This window comes from Aliirhizobium wenxiniae, assembly GCF_019511445.1.
Lineage (GTDB): Bacteria > Pseudomonadota > Alphaproteobacteria > Rhizobiales > Rhizobiaceae > Neorhizobium > Neorhizobium wenxiniae_A.
The window spans coordinates 51676-68672 of sequence record NZ_JAEUAN010000020.1 but is presented as its reverse complement, the minus strand read 5'-3'; the positions used below and the strand labels follow the sequence as shown (position 1 = coordinate 68672).

Here is a 16997-nt window from a genome sequence, read left to right as displayed (position 1 = left end):
TGCCGCTTCGGGGCTCTGATCCGTTTTCTCGGTGATGCGCTCCGGGGACCAACTGGTCCGAAAAGGAGCCGTCATGCTGCGCATCCACGCCTATGACCTTGACCGCCTTGTGCCCGCAGCCTTCGACGAACCGTCCGAAGGTACAAATACCGTTGCGCAGCAGACCGATGCCACGCCTGCCGTAAAAGCCCCTTCCATCGTCTGGTACGACCTGATCAGCCCGACGGCCGAAGAGGAGCGTGAAGTCGGACAATGTCTCGGCCTCGTCGTTCCGACCATGGACGAGATGGAGGATATCGAGCTTTCCGCCCGTCTCTATCAGGAGGACGGCGCAGAGTTCATGACCATGACGGTGCTGACGCGTCCCGATGCCGGCACGCCGATCAAGGTGCCGGTCACCTTCATCATCAAGGGGCAGATCCTCGTCACCGTCCGCCATGCCGAACCACGTCCTTTCGATGCCTTCATGGCCCGTGCCCGCAAGGCAAACGGTCTCGGCACCCATACGGCCACCGGCGAGCTGATCATGAGCGGCCTGATCGAGGCGATCATCGACCGCATGGCCGATACGCTGGAACGGCTCGGCGCCGATATCGACCAGATCTCGCGGGATGTGTTCCAGGCCAAGGCGGCAAAGGCCAACAAGAAGCAGCGTGACCTGCAGGAACTCATCCAGGCCATCGGCCAGAAGGGAGAGTTCATCACCGTTGTGCGCGAAAGCCTCGTCAGCGTCTCCCGCGTCGTCGCCTATTATGCGGCGCTCGATGGCGTCGATCGCAAACTGTCGAAGGAAGTCCGCCAGCGGCTGAAGCTGCTGCAGCGGGATGCCACTTCGCTTGGCGATCACTCTGCCTTCATGTCGAACAAGATCAACTTCCTGCTCGACGCGACGCTCGGCCTGATCAATCTGGAGCAGAACCAGATCATCAAGATCTTCTCCGTCGCCTCGGTCATGTTCCTGCCGCCGACGCTGGTCGCCTCCGTCTACGGCATGAACTTCGCCGCCATGCCGGAGCTGCAATGGCAATATGGCTACCATTCGGCCATCGGCCTGATGATCTTCTCGATGGCCGTGCCCTACCTCTATTTCAAGCGCAAGGGCTGGCTGTAATCTTCAGGCAGGATCAGCAAAACGAAACGGGCGGAGCATTGCTGCTCCGCCCGTTTCAGGTTTCGGTTGGCTGCTTCGGTGCAGCTCAGAATTCTTCCCAGTTCTGCGCCACGGCAGCATTGCCGGAAAACGCGCCTGCAACCTTGCGGGCGAGCGACCGGGCCGGCGAAGCGGCCGGTGCATCGTTCCGCGCTGCCGGACGAACGGCTGCCGGGGCATGGCCGTCTGCCAGCTTGAACTGGGCGAGCAGCGAGTTCAGCGAGGCGACTTCGCGCGCCAGGCTGTGGCTGGCGGCGGTGGATTCTTCCACCATCGCCGCGTTCTTCTGCGTATCCTGGTCCATCTGGTTGACGGCCGTGTTGATCTGCTGGAGACCCGACGACTGTTCCTGCGAGGATTCCACGATCGCCGCGACGTTGCGGTTGATTTCCTGAACTTCGCCGACGATCGTCTGCAGCGCCTTGCCCGTCTGTCCGACCAGGTCCACGCCGTTGCGAACCTGCTCGTTCGACGTCGTGATCAGCGCCTTGATTTCCTTCGCCGCATTGGCAGAGCGCTGAGCGAGTTCGCGCACTTCCTGTGCAACGACCGCAAAGCCCTTGCCGGCTTCACCGGCACGCGCAGCTTCGACACCGGCGTTGAGAGCAAGCAGGTTGGTCTGGAAGGCGATATCGTCGATCACGCCGATAATGTTGCCGATCTCGCCCGAAGACTTTTCGATCTCCTCCATCGCCTGGACAGCGGTCTGGACGATCTCGCCGGATTTTTCCGCACCCTGACGGGTACGGGCGACAAGCGAACCGGCTTCCGACGCACGCTTGGCGGCGTCCTTCACCGTGGTGGTGATCTGCTCCAGCGCTGCAGCGGTCTCTTCCAGCGCTGCGGCCTGCTGTTCGGTACGCTTGGCCAGATCGTCGGCAGCCGACTTGATCTCGTTGGCACCGGCATCGATACCGCGGGCATTCTGGGCAACGCCGCGCATGGCGGTCTGCAGCTTGTCGGCCGAGGCGTTGAAGTTATGGCGTACGCCGTCGAGCGTTTCGGTGAAGGGCTGGCCGATCCGGTAAGCAAGGTCGCCGTCGGCAAGATGCGACAGGCCGCTTGCAAGGTTGTCGACTGCGAACTTTACGTCGGCGGCTTCCTTCGCCTTCTGCTCTTCGCGGGCGGCGCGTTCCTGTTCGGAAAGGCTGCGGTTGGCGCGGGCCTCTTCCTCAAGCTTGATGCGTTCGATCGCATTGTCGCGGAACACCGCAACAGCTTCGGCCATCTGGCCCACTTCGTCCTTGCGGCCGAGGCCCGGAACTTCCTGTTTCGTCTGACCGCCGACGAGCGACGCCATACGCTGGCGCAGCATGTCGATCGGGCCCGAAATGCCGCGCGAGGCAACGAACAGCGACGCCGCGATCGCAGCGGCAAACAGCAGGCCGAGCGTCGTGATCAGCGTGATGAGGGTCGAGTTGATCTGTGCGGTGATCGCGGCGCTGTTGTCGAGGACCGTCTTCGTATTGGCGACGTTCCAATCCTTGAAATCATCGCGGATCTTGGCGATGTCCGGATCGACCTGGGCAAGCACGGCCTGGGCATCCTGCATCTGGCCCTGCTCAGTCAGCGCGACGGCCTTGTCGGTCATCGCCATGATTGCGAGCGCGCGGGTTTCGAACGCGGACAGATCGCTGGCCTGTTCCGGGATAAGCTGCTTGGCCGAGCCGAGCAGCGTGCCGATGACCTTCTTGCCGCTTTCGTAATTCTTCTGCGCCACGGCGCGGAAGGCGGAACCCTGCGGGTAGACGGTCAACTGATACGCGCTATAGGCGACCGAGTTCATCGAGGTGGAAGCGCGAGAGACCTGGGTCGCTGCGACACTGTCTTCTGCAATGAAGGACGTATATTGCTTGTCCGCCTGCTTGAAGCTGTAGGCGGCAGCGCCGATACCGGCCACGCCGATCAGACAGACCGGAATGATCAGGGACAGTATCTTGGTTCTAATTTTCGCGTTTGAAAGAAAACTCATAGCATACACCGTGAGAATGGACCGCGTGGACGCAGGTCGCCTTGGGAAGATCGGGCAGAATGGAGGAGGCACGAGTGGTCGCTATCGGAGGCCGGGAAGGCGCGGGCTGGGCTGTCATGCGGGCCTGTCATGGGCTTGGGCGCACGCTATGGCAATCTTGCTTAATCGCAATTTAATCAAATGCGCAGGAATCGGAAAATTCGTTGAAAAGCTGAATATTTCTCAGGAAACAAAGTTGAACGAACCTGGAGGCGCAAGTGGAGGTTGGTAAACGGCTTGTTTGACAAGGGGGCCAACCCTTCGCCATCCTGCAAAAGCGCACAAACTGCGATTTTTCGCAGTTGACCTTCGCGGTTCAAACATCAAATTCAAACAGTTAATAATTTGATGTCTTCGGGGGTAATCAGAATGCGCATTTTCACGTCGAGGGCGTTTGCCGTCGCCGCGGTTTCGCTTTTGCTGCAGGTTCCGACCATCGCGCCGGTTCTTTCCGGCACACCTGCATTTGCCCAATCTGCAGCAGTCGCGGGCTCAGCGGGTGAGGTGCAAGCCGATCTCTCCGACGATGCGATTGGCAAGATGAATGCCTATGTCGAATTCCTCAACCGCTCCATTCGAGCCTCCGAATCGCTCCAGCGCTATGAGAGCTGGGTCGACATGAAACAGGGGCCAACAGGCAAGGAGAGGGTCATCTACGGGCTTTATTCGCTTTACGACGTGCGCGATGAGATCGCAGCAGTCGAGGAAGCCGCGAGGGCTAAACCGAAAATGCCGGAACTCGACGCCGCCATGCTTGCCTATGTCGAGGTCTACCAGAAGCTGGCACCGGTCGTCGAAAAAGCCAACAAGTATTACGAGCGGCTCGACTATAAATCGGACAAGATGGAAGGCGCCAGGGCTTTCCATAAGGATATCGCGGCTCTTGCTCCAACCTATCAGGAGCGTCGCGAGACTGCCGACCTGACATTGCGGTCGGAAAAGGTGAAGCTCGACCGTGCATCTCTCGATGCGCTCGAACAGGCCGAGGGCAGGAAATCCCGCTGGCATGTCCGCAATGTCATGATCCGCGCCGAAGCGATGATGGACCTGATGCCGGACAATGAGAAGCCGATCGTCGATATGGCCGTGTTCAAGGGCGAGCTCGATGCCTATGCGGGTGCGGTGCGCGCGTTCGACGACTATGCCATCGACCACCCGGATAGTTTCCATGTCTTCGAAAGCCGCCCGGCCTCGCTTCTCTCCAAGCTGCGCGATCTCGACGAGCAGCTTCGCAAGGTCAAGGGCGACGCCCGCAAGGCCGGCGGCAGCGATATCGAATGGATCGTCTCGGACTATAACACCATGGTGACGACCTCGCAGACGGCGACGACCTTTGCCAAGGATTGAGTAGATCAAGCGAGATTGGAAATGGCCGGCACCCCCTCTGGCCTGCCGGCCATCTCCCCCACAAGGGGGGAGATTACAAGCGGCTTGTTCATCGCCCGAGCCGGAGCGCTCAAGAAAGAAGCCCGAAAGCAGTGGTCTCTTCCATGGCTGAATTTGATCGAGGCAGGGCAGTGCGCCCAGCGGATCTCCCCCCTTGTGGGGGAGATGCCCGGCAGGGCAGAAGGGGGTAACGCGCCGCATGCGCCTCCTATTCCACCCCCGGCTCGAACTCCGGAAGCCGCTTGAAAAAAGTTCCTCGTTTCAGCCTGTCCGGCTCCGATCCCATGTCGGACCGTCAGCCGATGGGATGATTTCGACCGGCTCGCCGCATATCTCGACTTTCGGGCCACCGCTTTCGTTCTAGTAAAACAGGTTGAGATGCCATGCTCCCGGCATCTTGCGGGATCGGTCGATGATCCCGTCTGCGCCCGAGGCGCGGGCGATATCGGCATTCCGCCACGAAGCCGGTTCGCGACCTTCCGCAAGCGCTGCCTGCCACGGCTCGTTGGAAAGATCTCTCTCGATGCCGAATACCTTGCAGGCTTCTTCATCATGCTGGTCGAGCACGAAGGCTTCGCTGATCCGGAGCGGCACCATCATCCGAGGCATGCCGTCCTGGCTCATATAGCCCGAGATCGCCGCGACTGCCGATTCGAATGTCGCGCTGGTGTAGAGGATACTCTCGCCGGGGCGATGATAGCGGCCGGCGCTTTTCGGATCGGGCGGATCGAGAATGTTGTCCAGCCGGCTCGCCGGCACCGAACGGAAGAAACGGCCTTCCACCCGACGCAGGAGCGGATGCGCTCCAGATCGAACCGGCACAGTTGCAAGCATATCGGGCCATGGTGGCTGGCTTAGGTCCGGTGCGTCATCCTCAAGCGCCAAATCGGGCTCTTTATCTAACTTCATCCGTCGGCTCCGTGGCTGATCGATGTAGAAAGGCTCCAGAGATATTCTCTCTGGAGCCCGTCTTCTTCAATCCTGATTTGTACTGCGGATCACTTATCCCATTCCGGCGCCAGATGGCCCGGATTGACGATCCGGCCGTCCGGGCGGGCGAGCTTATGGACTTGAGCCATTTCCTCTTCCGACAGGGCGAAATCAAAGATGTCGAAGTTTTCCGGCAGGCGGCTTTCCGTCGCCGTCTTCGACAGCGCGATCACGCCCTTCTGCTGCACGGCCCAGCGCAGCACGACCTGTGCTGCGGTCTTGCCATGCTTGGCCCCGATATCCTTCAGCACCTCGTCCTTCGGCACCGCGCCATCGGCCATCAGGTAATAGGCGGTCACCGACATGTCGGTCTTGGCCGCTTCGGCCAAAACCTTGGTCTGGTCGAGATAGGGGTGATATTCGACCTGGTTGTTGACGATCGGTGCGTCCGACAGTTTTACCGCTTCCGCCATCAGCGCGGTGGAGAAGTTGGAGACGCCGATATTCTTCACCTTGCCGGCCTTGCGAAGCTCGTTCAGCGCGCCGATCCGGTCAGCGAGGGGCATTTCGCTCTGCGGCCAGTGCAAGAGAAGAAGATCGACATGATCGGTCTTCAGCTTGGTCAGGCTTTCATCCACCGAGGCGATGAAATCCTTGTGGCCGACACGATCGACCCAGACCTTGGTGGTGAGAAAGATATCCTGCCGGGGAATACCCGAGGATTTCAGGACATCGCCGACAGCCGCCTCGTTCTTGTAGATCTGCGCGGTATCGACATGGCGGAAGCCGAGCTTCAGGGCTTCCGGCAGAATGCGATGCACATCGGCATCCGGCATGCGGAAGGTGCCGAAACCGAGGGCGGGGATATTTGCGCCGTTTGCGCTGACGTCGAACATGATAACTCCTTTGGAAAGGCAGGCCCGGCCGTGATAGGTGAAAAGCGGGCCGGGCCGGAAATGAGACCCACTTTAGATGGGCCGTTTGACGGATGGATCAATTGCAATATTTCGCGAAAACCGGTTGCTCCCGTTGAGAGGATCAGCCGATGATCGGTGGGTTGAGCCGGGCAAATCCCTCCTGCCGGTAATAGGGAAAATGCGGATAGGGCGCCGTCACAGCGCTTGCCGCGTCCAGCTTGGCGATCTGCTCCTTCGTCAGCGACCAGCCCACCGCACCGAGATTTTGTCTCAGTTGTTCCTCGTTGCGGGCGCCAATGATGACGGAAGACACGGTCGGCCGAGAGATCAGCCAATTTATCGCCACCTGCGGTACGGTCTTGTCCGTTTCCGCCGCAACCTCTTCCAGAGCGTCGATCACCCGGTAGAAATACTCGCCCTCCACCGGTGGTCCGAAACTTGCCGTCTCGTGCAGGCGGCTGCCCGCGGGGATCGGTTTGGATCGGCTGATCTTGCCGGTCAGCCGGCCCCAGCCGAGCGGGCTCCACACCAGTGCACCGAGGCCCTGGTCTTCACCGAGTGGCATCAGGTCCCATTCGTAATCGCGGCCGATCAGCGAATAATAGACCTGGTTGGCGACATAGCGCGTCCAACCGTTCTTCTCCGCCGCCGCCAGCGATTTCATGATCTGCCAGCCGGAGAAATTGGAAACACCGATATAGCGCAGCTTGCCGTCGTGAACGAGCTGGTCGAGCGTCGAGACCACTTCTTCAACGGGCGTCGATGCATCGAAGGCATGCAGCTGGAAGATGTCGATATGGTCGGTGCCGAGCCGCTTCAGCGATCTTTCGACCGCACCGATCAGCCGGGATCGCGACGAACCCCAGTCGTTCGGCCCGTCGCCGGTCGGCAGGCTGGCCTTGGTGGAGATCAGCACGTCCTTGCGCCGACCCTTGATCGCCTGTCCCAGCACCTCTTCAGATGCGCCGTTCGAATAGACGTCCGCCGTGTCGAACAGGTTGACGCCGGCTTCGAGGCAGATGTCGACGAGGCGGCGGGCTTCCTCTACATCAGTATTGCCCCAGGCGCTGAACAGCGGGCCGGAGCCGCCGAACGTGCCGGCTCCGAAGGCGAGGACCGGCACTTTCAGGCCGGATTTTCCAAGTGTGCGATAGTCCATGACCGGTATCCTTCTTGGCGGTTATTCGGCGGGTGAAAGCCGGGCTTCGCGCAGGCCTTCTTTCCTGTCCAGGCGGATTGCAATCAGCGCCACGGCAAGGGCTGCGATCGGAACCAGACCGGCGATGAAGGTGACGCCACCAAGACCGGGGCCATGGTCGATGACGGCACCGCCGAGCCAGGCGCCGATCGCATTGCCGAGGTTGAAGGCGGCAATGTTGAAGGACGAGGCGAGGCCCTGGCCTGCACCTTCGGCCTTGGCCAGCACCCACATCTGCAGCGGTGCAACCGTGGCGAAGGCGGCAGCGCCGAAGAGCGCGATGGAAATGACCGCCAGCACCGGCTGGTGGATGGTCGCGGTCATCGCCAGAAGCACGACGGAAAGCGCGATCAGGCTGCCGATGATCGTCGGCATCAGGTGACGGTCAGCCAGCCAGCCGCCGAAGAGATTGCCGACCACGAGACCACCGCCGAAGACGAGCAGGATCGGCGAGACGGCGGCTGCGGAAAAGCCGGTGATCTCGGTGAGGATAGGCGCGATATAGGTAAAGCCGGCAAACACGCCCACCCAGGAAAGCACGGTGGTCAACAGGCCGAGAATGACCGAGCGACGGCCAAGCACGGCGGCGACGCCTTGCGAGCCTTCTTCCTGCGCATCGGAAGCCTTATCCTTGGGGACGAGCAGTGCGATCACGGCAAGGGCAACGATGCCGATCAACGTCACCGCCCAGAAGGTCGAGCGCCAGCCATAGGCTTGGCCCAGCCATGTGCCGAACGGCACGCCGAGAATGTTGGCGACGGTCAGACCCGTGAACATGATAGCGATGGCCGACGCCTTTTTGTTCGGCGCAACGAGGCTGGTGGCAACCACCGAACCGACACCGAAGAAGGAGGCATGCGCGAACGCGGTCAGCACGCGGGCCGCCATCAGCGTCCAGTAATCGGGGGCGAGCGCACAGGCGAGATTGCCGATGGTGAACACCACCATCAACGCCATCAGCAGGGTCTTCTTCGACCACTTGCCGGAAATGGCGCCGAGGATCGGCGCGCCGATGACGACACCGAGCGCATAGCCGGAAATCAAGAGGCCGGCGGCGGAGATCGAGACGCCGAGATCCTTGCTGACATCTATCAGCAGACCCATGATGACGAATTCCGTGACGCCGATGCCGAAGGCGCCGGCCGTCAACGCGTAGAGAGCGAGAGGCATTGGGGTATCCTTGTCCTGATCCCTTGGGGGGAGGAACCAAGGGAAGATCATTCGATGCGTCGCAATATCGTCGCCAGACACTTGCCTGTGTAGCGGCATAGATGGATAATGATTTGTGAAATGAAGTCACAGGTGAGTTTGAGAAGCGAGCCACACCCCCCTCTGCCCTGCCGGGCATCTCCCCCACAAGGGGGGAGATCAGCAGGCGGCACGATCGCCATTCATCGCTGACCTGCAGTTGTCGGGCGCCCGGAATGCAACGCGGAATGTAGGGTGGGGAGCGTTCTTCCCAGCCGATCTCCCCACCTGTGGGGGAGATGCCCGGCAGGGCAGAGGGGGGTAGCTCCGCATGCTGGTTGAAACAGAAAATCGAAAGCAGGAATACTGATGGACAACCGCGCCGGAGAAATGGAAGTCTTCGTGCTCGCCGCCGAGCTGAAAAGCTTCTCGGCGGCAGGCAGAAAGCTGAAACTGTCGCCATCGGCCGTCAGCAAGCTCGTTACCCGACTGGAGGACCGGCTGGGCACCCGGCTGGTGGTCCGCTCCACCCGCCTGCTGCAGCTGACCCCGGAAGGCGAGACCTATCTTGCGCGCGCCTCACGCATCCTCGCCGAGATCGCCGATACGGAAGAAATCGTCTCCGGCGGCGGGCGGGCACTGCCGCGCGGTCCCTTGTCGGTCAATGCCTCGGTCGCCTTTGGCGAGCGCTACATCCTGCCGCTTGCGGGCGAATTCCTGGCGCTTTTCCCCGAAGTCCAGCTCGACATCACGCTGACCGATGATACCGTCGATCTCATCCGCGAGCGTGTCGATATCGCCATCCGCCACGGGCCGCTGCGCGATTCAACTCTGATGGCCCGCAAGATCGGCCAGAGCCGGCAAGTGGTCATGGCCTCGCCCGCCTATATCGAAAGGCACGGCCTGCCGAAAATCCCCTCTGAGCTCGACCGCCACAACTGCATCAACTTCAATTTCCGCCGCGCCGTCGAAGGCTGGCCTTTTCGCGACCCGGCGACCGGCAAGATGGACCTGCGCCCCGTATCCGGCAATCTGAAGGCGTCGAGCGGCTCGATCATCCGCCAGTTCTGCGTAGACGGCATCGGCATCGGCCGCGTCGGGCGTTTCCATGTCGAACCGGACATCCAGGCTGGCCGTCTCGTGCCGATCCTGGAGGATTTCAACCCGGAAGACATCGAGGAAATCCACGCGGTTTACGCCGGCCATGAACATCTGGCCGTCCGCATCCGCGCCTTCATCGATTTCCTCGCCGAAAGGCTCTGATGCCTTTTGTTTCAGAGCAATGGGAGACGCGAGAACGGAGCTACCCCACGGCAGACTGTATCATCTGCCACATCTTGTTGAACGGAAACGCGAAGACATGCGTCTGCGGAATTCCTCCAAAAACCAGCCCGCATGCGATGATTTCATCGCCCTGGCTGCGGCAAAGCAAGGCGCCGGAATGTCCTTTGCCCGAGGTCGGTGGGTTCATCTTCAACTGCCAAAATTCGGAATAGTTAATCAGGACACCGTCGACCATGATCCCCATGGTCCCGACAATTCGTTCCGGCATGCTGCAATGGTGGCGGACCCCATTGACCATGTACCAGTACTGGCTTTGCGCAAACGTGCCGATGCCCTCAATGGCGTCGATATCATTCTGCGTGTCGAGGATCATGAAACTGTCGACCACGTGGTTCTGCGGAACCTCGATAATCGCCAGATCCGAGGTTGCTACAGCGCCACGAGTAAGCGTCGTTGCCTTCAATATGGCGCCGAGTTGATAGAATTTTCCGTCTGTGCGGTTGAAAATCGCCGGAGGGCCTCCGATCCCTCCATTCGCAGCGTCGACGACGACGTGAGCATTGGTAACGAGATATTTCTGACCTCTCACACTGAACGATACGGCACAGACGCCGATATCGTCGTCGGAGCCTCGCATCATATGCCCTGAGCGCCAGCCGAATGGTTCTGCTTCTCCCGCCTGCTGCACATCGGTCAGAATGTCACCGATCGGGCTGTCGTCCTTGGCCTTAGCCTCGATCGTCTTCGGAATGGTCTCATTTGGCGCAACGTCTTGCTTGTCGCGGACATAGAAGATCAGCGATTTTTCATGGGTGCAAATCCCGTCGGTATGTTTGTGTCCTATCGTGATATGCGAGACGTTCTGCTTGATGATCAGATCATCGAATTGGGAGAGGGCTGAGCGTCGTATATCCCAGACTGTAAGCTGATTTGGGTCGGGCATATCGCACCTCAGTTTGCGTTTACGCGTGGCTGGTTGTCCGCGCCGGGTTGTCCGCTTTGAAAGCCGGGCACCGCTCTCACCGAAGAGGCTGGCACCTTGATCAGGGTCGTCTTGTCGAGGAGCGGTCTAAGGCCGATCAGGTTGCCGTGGTTGTCAAACACGATGTCATAGACCCCGAACCGTTCCTCCGCGCCGCCGGCCGTTTTGCCGCTGAAGGCATCGCCGATCGGATTTCCGGTCTTGATGGCCTCCTGGACGACGTTGATGAGCGCGGTGGCTACGGCTGTCGTGTCCTGGTTGCTGCGGATCTTCGTCATGAAGCCGTTGCTGAAATCCGCTTCGAAGTCGTGCTTCGCCAGGAATGTACTGAACTGAACCGCGTAGGCGCGGTTATAGTTGGGAACCATGAGAAGGGTGACGGACGTGCCCGTGACCACGAGTAATGGCTTGACGTCATATATTCTTATACCCTGCACCTTCGAACCCGGTTCGACCGGAATGGCCGATACGTTGGCGCATGAACTCAAAACGCAAGGCAGCAGACTGCACACCAGTACTATTGGTTTAATCATTGTCATTCCCCTTAACCCTTGGTTGCATTTAATGACGAGAACAACCAGATAGTCAATAAGCATCTGATCAAATATGATTGCCGCTCTCGTGTTGCCTGAGATGGAGTGGCGAGATATCTCCGGGGATGGAACATTGTCGGGGCATACGGCAGCATGCGGAATGGATACCGCTACGGTCAGCAGTTACCCTGCGAGCCGGTTGCCGTTAGGAAAAGTGTCAGATCGCCGCCTTCACCTTGTGCCCGAAACGGCGCTTGAGGAAGCTTGAAGTGCGATAGCGCACACCTGCCGGCCGTTCGGGGTCGGCAATGTCGGATTCCGCGATCAGTTCCTCATCCGCCGTCAGTTCCCGCATCGGCACCGGCACCAGACCGCGGCCTTCTTCGCGGTTAAGCGCCTCTATCGCCCCGATGATCGAGCCGCCATGCGCCGCAATCGTCTGCGAGACTTCCGATACATCCCGTCCCAGATGCTCGGCGATCAGGTCGTCACGGGTAGAAATGATCTTCTCCGTCAACTCCGTCTGTCCTTCGGCAGCCTCAAGAATGAGGTCGCATTCGGTGTCATAACCCATTGACCGGTTGTTGAGATTGGCCGAGCCGATCTTCACGATCCGGTCGTCGGCATACATCATCTTGGCATGTACATAGATCGGCGTGCGCGCCGCGTTGACGGGATAATAGAGCCGGAACCGGTCATGGATATCAGCCTCCTTCACCAGCTTCATCAGCCGGATGCGGGCACTGTCCATCGCCTTGGCTTCCAGAAACCCCTCGCAGCCTTCCGGATTGATCAGTACGATCTCCGGTCCGTCCGGCTCCTTCAAACGCTCGGCCATCGCCTCCGCGATCCGGCGCGAGGCGAAATACTGGCTCTCGACGTAAAGCGTCTTTTTGACCGCCGCGATGATCGCAAGCTTCGCCGTCTCGATCTCGACGATCTGCTCGCGCTTGTCATATTCGGGAGCGGTGCGTGCGATGCCGATCGAGATGTCGCGAAACCCGACCTCCAGCCCGTCGGGCCAAGGGGTATCGTCTTGCGAAAGCGCCGACGGCGAGGGCAGGTCTTCAGCGGTCGCGAGCTTCCAGCGGTTGCGCGCAACTTCGCCCAGCGCCCGCGCCGCTTCGCCTGAAAGACAGGTCGTTGCATCGTGCCAGGGGCCTTGCGCAAACCGCATCGGCGATTTCCTCAGGCTCTCGTTCTCGGCATGGTCGCGCGTATCCCAGCGCCCGACCGTCATGTCGATCCCGCCACAGAACGCCACTTCGTCGTCGATAACGAGCAGCTTCATGTGATGCGAGGAAATCGGGGGATGCGCGCCGTCGAGCTTCAGGTGAATGCGTTTGTCGAACATCCATTTGAGGATGTAGAACGGCGTCTCGCCGCGGGTGATCGAGTTGATCAGCCCGATATCCCATTTGAGGATGCGGATATCGAGATCCTCGTTGCGCCGAGCAATCGCGTTGAGAAACTTGCCGAGCTGGTCGGGCAATTCGTCGGTCTTTTTCCGGTTTCGCTGCCGGTCATCACCATTGCCGGGAATGAGGTCGATGCGCGTGTCGAAATCCCAGCCGATCAGATAGATCGAGCGCTTCGCCCTGGCCATGGCGTCCTTGGCGTGTCGAAAGAAGTCGGCGGCGTCGATAATGATTGAAAGCCGGTCTGCCTTTGCGATCCGCCAGCAGGTCTCACCTTCCTTCAATATGCTCTGCATCGACTGTCTGTTCCGTCATAGGTTGATCCGGACGGGCATATAGGGCGATGGAACGGCTCTTCTATGGGGGCTTTACGGTGTTTCAAAGAGGAAGCGCATAATAAGCTTCGTATATATTGCGGCATGGCTGGCCCTCTCGTGGAGTGCCCCCCTCAAAAAGGTTTGGCGAGAGGGCCAGTCATTCAGCAGGTGGAGGCTGACAGCGCCCCGTCATCTTTCAAGCATGATCGCCACGCGGCGTCTTCACCCATTTGAGGGAGACGTGCCGTCCAGTGGTGGAGCGGCAGCGCCATGCAGCGCCTCGACCTCCCGGGCGACAAGCTCCTGCAGGCGCCACAGATTGCGGTCGCGAATGCCGAATTCGGCCAGATGCACGACGGTGTTGTAGAGATACTCGGCGCAGGAGCCGCGATGCCCGCAGGCGCGCGCCAGAATGGGGGCGACGTCTTCGAGCGGCAGGAGAGGGCGCACGATCCGCGGGCTGTCTCCGCCGGCCCAGAAGGTCAAAGCCGGGATCGTATCGCCGTCCTCGGTTCTGACCGGCAGGAAGCGAAACGTCGTCAGGCTGTCCTTGTTGCTGAGTTCGCGGCGAAGCGCCTTGTCGATCTGTTCGCGCTTGTCGTGATCGGCCACCCGATAGATCACGCCGTCGCAGCGGCCGCCGCGCGACAGCATCATCATCAATCCCGGTTGGGCGGGAGAGCCGCGCCCGCGTTCGATGCGCAGCGAAAACGACCGGTGCCAGCCATAGGCGGTGGCACGCTGGCAGGCGACGGACGTGAATCCGGGTTTCCAGATCAGCGAACCATAGGCGAAGATCCATAAAGGCTCGTCGCCGATTTCCTCCAGCAGACGCTCCGTCAGCGCCAGATAATCCTCATCCATAAGCGGCGTCCATGCCGCCGGCAGGCCCGGATCTTCTTCCTCGCGAAAGCAGAGATCGACCATCTGCTGGGTCAGGGACATAGGAGACGATTTTGGCATGGCGATTATGGGCGTCGGCGCAGGGAATATGATTGCAAGGCTGGAAAATGCGCCGCCTTCGTCGAGGTGTCAACGCATTGCCGCACTATGTTTATGCGCCTTGCCGCATAGACGCCCGATTGTTCTGATGAAAGATCACGGATCATGTCGATCCGATATTATTGCGTGAATGAAATTGAAGAGGTGTCGCGTTGCGCTGGCTGTTTATCCTTGTTCTTGCCCTTCTGGTCGCCTGCGTTTTGAGCATCATCTGGATGAATGACGCCAATCGCTTCCCCGCCGGTGGCCATTTGCAGGGTGGTGATCCCACGCAGCAAAATCCGCTGACCGGTCAGCCGCCGACACCCAGCCAGCCAAATAGCAATCCCTGACGACAATGGGATGTGATCCATCAATTCTTGTGATGAGACATTTCATATTATCGCTTGACCTTCGAGCCCCGGAAGCCTTCATTCGCGCCACTTTTCGTGCCTGCTTTGAAGGAGACTGATCATGGCCGTCGATACATCCCCCCGCTCAACCACCTGGACCTATGTGGACGGGGAATGGATTGATGGCAATCCGAAGCTCATCGGCCCGACCTCGCACGCCATGTGGCTTGCCTCGACCGTCTTCGACGGCGCCCGCTGGTTCGACGGCATTTCGCCGGATCTCGACCTGCATTGCCAGCGCGTCAACCGTTCGGCGATCAACATGGGCATGAAGCCGACGATGAAGCCGGAAGAGATCGAAGCACTGGCGCTCGAAGGCGTCAAGAAGTTCGACGGCAAGACGGCGATCTACATCAAGCCTATGTACTGGGCCGAGCATGGGACCTCCTACAGCGTTGTCGCGCCCGATGGAGAATCGACCCGCTTCGCCCTTTGCCTGTTCGAAGCGCCGATGGGCACGGCGAAGCCGTCCTCGCTCACGGTTTCGCCTTACCGCCGCCCGAGCCCGGAAGTCGCCATGACCATGGCCAAGGCCGGCTGCCTTTATCCCAATAGCGGCCGTATGATCATCGAAGCCCATTCGCGCGGCTTCGACAATGCGCTGGCTCTCGACATGAACGGCAATGTCGCCGAGACCGCATCCTCCAACATCTTCATGGTCAAGGACGGCGTGGTCATGACGCCGATCGCCAACGGCACTTTCCTTGCCGGCATCACCCGCGCCCGCATCATCGGTCTGTTGCGCGAAGCCGGTTTCGAGGTTCGCGAAGTGACGCTGACGGTCAAGGATTTTGCCGAGGCCGACGAGATCTTCACCTCCGGCAACTATTCCAAGATTGCCCCGGTGACGAAGTTCGAGGAGCGCTCTCTGCAGGAAGGTCCCGTCGCCCGCAAGGCTCTCGAACTCTACATGGACTGGGCTCGATCCGGCGGCCGCAACGACGCCTGATTTGATGAAGCAATTCCAGCGAAGGTAGGAAGCTGCTTCGCGTCCGCAATCGCGTAAACCCAAAGAGCTAGGGCAGGTCTGGCAATTCAACGATCGTCAGGCCTGCTCCAAATACCGAGAGTGCTCGGAAGAAGATGTTTGTATATTTCCATCATTCTTTTGGGTGATGCTTTCTACCAGTAAAGCATTGTTTGATTTTATTCATAAAATTTGATTAATTGCTTTCCGTTCGCGGAAGTATATGTTTCGACCGGCCCATTTTCGTCGTAAAGTGGCGAAAGAATGTGATCGGTTACAGATCCTATCTGCATCCCTCTCTCCCTGGGAACCCCGACCGGAAAAGGAGTGGCAATGTCAGTAGACGCATCCCCATCGACTGCATCGCAGCCGGACAATCTTGAGGCTGTGGCGCGCAGTGGAAGTCGTTTGCGCCGCATGGCGGTACGGATCCCGACCTATCTTGCCGACTTGAAGGAAAATCCCGCCTGGCTGCCGATGTTCGTGCTTGCCCGCACCATGCCCGGACGTCGTATTCATTGGGCCCTGTCTGACAAATACGCACCTTCGGGACAGCAGCAGTCATCGCTGTTCGGCAAGCTGGACGCGCAGGCGGTGGCGGATGCTTTGCGCAGTGACGGGATCTTCACCGGTCTGCGCATGCCGGCGCAGATCCAGCAGGAGATCTACAATTTTGCCCGGATTACGCCCTGTTTCGGCAATTTCGACCGCGCTCTCGAATTCGTCGCTCCTCGGCATGGGGAAGCGGAACAGAAATTTGAACGCTCGCTGCTGAGCGGCCATTTCTTCGAGCGTTCGCTGCGAAGTGCCGGTGTCCGCGCCATTCAGTCCGACCCGCTGTTGAAGGATGTTGCAAAACATTATCTCGGTGCAAGCGCCCGGCTTATCACCACGCGTATCTGGTGGAGCTTTCCGACCAAAGCCTCGACGGAAGCCGATCGCAGCCTCGCCTCGCTCGACAAGTTCCATTTCGATCTCGACGATTGGCGGATGCTGAAATTCTTCTTCAATCTCGTCGATGTCGATGAGGGCACCGGCCCCCATGTCTTCGTCAAGGGCAGCCACAACAGGCGCAAGGTCAAGCACCAATATACGCTCATGGTCGGCCATCCGGCGGATGAAGTGCTGGATTATTACGGTGCCGATCAGGCTGTCACGCTGACCGGCCCGGCAGGCTCCGGTTTCGTCGAGGATCCCTTCGGCTTCCACATGGGCACGGTGCCTGTCACAAAGCCACGGCTGATGATGGAAGTCGGCTTCGGCGTCTCAAAACCGTCCCGCCGTCGGTTCCACGGCGAGCCGGTCATCCGGCGGTAGTGGCT

The 16997-nt window shown here is 59.8% G+C and carries 15 protein-coding genes; 5 read left to right on the top strand and 10 right to left on the bottom strand.

Annotated elements, in window-relative coordinates; all coding sequences use genetic code 11:
• Positions 1-73 precede the first annotated feature (73 nt).
• Positions 74-1111 (top strand): magnesium/cobalt transporter CorA, encoded by a 1038-nt coding sequence (gene corA, locus JNB91_RS22250; protein WP_220327673.1) that lies wholly within the window; start codon positions 74-76, stop codon positions 1109-1111.
• A gap of 85 nt (positions 1112-1196) precedes the next feature.
• On the opposite strand, the gene JNB91_RS22245 is transcribed toward corA, so the two are convergent.
• Complete coding sequence (locus tag JNB91_RS22245) at positions 1197-3122, bottom strand: HAMP domain-containing methyl-accepting chemotaxis protein (RefSeq protein ID WP_220327672.1); 1926 nt, start codon at positions 3120-3122, stop codon at positions 1197-1199.
• A 408-nt stretch (positions 3123-3530) separates the two neighbouring features.
• Here JNB91_RS22245 and JNB91_RS22240 point away from each other — a divergent pair, with 408 nt between their 5' ends.
• Positions 3531-4508: a YiiG family protein gene (locus JNB91_RS22240; protein WP_220327671.1), complete on the top strand. Its 978-nt coding sequence runs from the start codon at positions 3531-3533 to the stop codon at positions 4506-4508.
• Positions 4509-4907: 399 nt separating this feature from the next.
• On the opposite strand, the gene JNB91_RS22235 is transcribed toward JNB91_RS22240, so the two are convergent.
• The 4 genes from JNB91_RS22235 to JNB91_RS22220 form a co-directional block, all read right to left on the bottom strand.
• A complete protein-coding gene (locus tag JNB91_RS22235; RefSeq protein WP_223218313.1) occupies positions 4908-5456 on the bottom strand; it encodes an RES family NAD+ phosphorylase in 549 nt (182 codons plus the stop codon).
• A gap of 89 nt (positions 5457-5545) precedes the next feature.
• Positions 5546-6373: an aldo/keto reductase gene (locus tag JNB91_RS22230; protein ID WP_220327670.1), complete on the bottom strand. Its 828-nt coding sequence runs from the start codon at positions 6371-6373 to the stop codon at positions 5546-5548.
• Positions 6374-6515: 142 nt separating this feature from the next.
• Entirely contained in the window at positions 6516-7553 is a 1038-nt protein-coding gene (locus JNB91_RS22225; RefSeq protein WP_220327669.1) for an aldo/keto reductase, read from the bottom strand.
• Between the two features lie 21 nt (positions 7554-7574).
• Positions 7575-8762, bottom strand: coding sequence for an MFS transporter (locus JNB91_RS22220; protein WP_220327668.1), 1188 nt, complete (start codon positions 8760-8762; stop codon positions 7575-7577).
• A gap of 387 nt (positions 8763-9149) precedes the next feature.
• Between JNB91_RS22220 and JNB91_RS22215 the strand changes: the two genes are divergently transcribed.
• Positions 9150-10043 carry a LysR family transcriptional regulator gene (locus JNB91_RS22215; protein ID WP_220327667.1) on the top strand — a complete coding sequence of 298 codons (894 nt, stop codon included), beginning with the start codon at positions 9150-9152 and terminating at the stop codon, positions 10041-10043.
• Positions 10044-10083: 40 nt separating this feature from the next.
• Here JNB91_RS22215 and JNB91_RS22210 read toward each other — a convergent pair whose 3' ends face one another.
• The 5 genes from JNB91_RS22210 to JNB91_RS22190 all read right to left on the bottom strand — a co-directional run bounded on the left by JNB91_RS22210 (position 10084) and on the right by JNB91_RS22190 (position 14669).
• Complete coding sequence (locus JNB91_RS22210) at positions 10084-11007, bottom strand: hypothetical protein (RefSeq protein WP_220327666.1); 924 nt, start codon at positions 11005-11007, stop codon at positions 10084-10086.
• A gap of 8 nt (positions 11008-11015) precedes the next feature.
• On the bottom strand, positions 11016-11585 hold the full coding sequence (locus tag JNB91_RS22205; protein ID WP_220327665.1) for a hypothetical protein: 570 nt from the start codon (positions 11583-11585) through the stop codon (positions 11016-11018).
• Positions 11586-11796: 211 nt separating this feature from the next.
• Positions 11797-13293 carry a phospholipase D-like domain-containing protein gene (locus tag JNB91_RS22200; protein WP_220327664.1) on the bottom strand — a complete coding sequence of 499 codons (1497 nt, stop codon included), beginning with the start codon at positions 13291-13293 and terminating at the stop codon, positions 11797-11799.
• A 243-nt stretch (positions 13294-13536) separates the two neighbouring features.
• Positions 13537-14259, bottom strand: coding sequence for a gamma-glutamylcyclotransferase (locus JNB91_RS22195; protein ID WP_223218312.1), 723 nt, complete (start codon positions 14257-14259; stop codon positions 13537-13539).
• 176 nt (positions 14260-14435) lie between these two features.
• Complete coding sequence (locus JNB91_RS22190) at positions 14436-14669, bottom strand: hypothetical protein (protein ID WP_220327662.1); 234 nt, start codon at positions 14667-14669, stop codon at positions 14436-14438.
• Positions 14670-14769: 100 nt separating this feature from the next.
• Here JNB91_RS22190 and JNB91_RS22185 point away from each other — a divergent pair, with 100 nt between their 5' ends.
• Both JNB91_RS22185 and JNB91_RS22180 read left to right on the top strand, forming a co-directional pair.
• Positions 14770-15657: a branched-chain amino acid aminotransferase gene (locus JNB91_RS22185; RefSeq protein ID WP_220327661.1), complete on the top strand. Its 888-nt coding sequence runs from the start codon at positions 14770-14772 to the stop codon at positions 15655-15657.
• Positions 15658-16008: 351 nt separating this feature from the next.
• Positions 16009-16992, top strand: coding sequence for a phytanoyl-CoA dioxygenase family protein (locus tag JNB91_RS22180; protein ID WP_220327660.1), 984 nt, complete (start codon positions 16009-16011; stop codon positions 16990-16992).
• Positions 16993-16997: the final 5 nt, after the last annotated feature.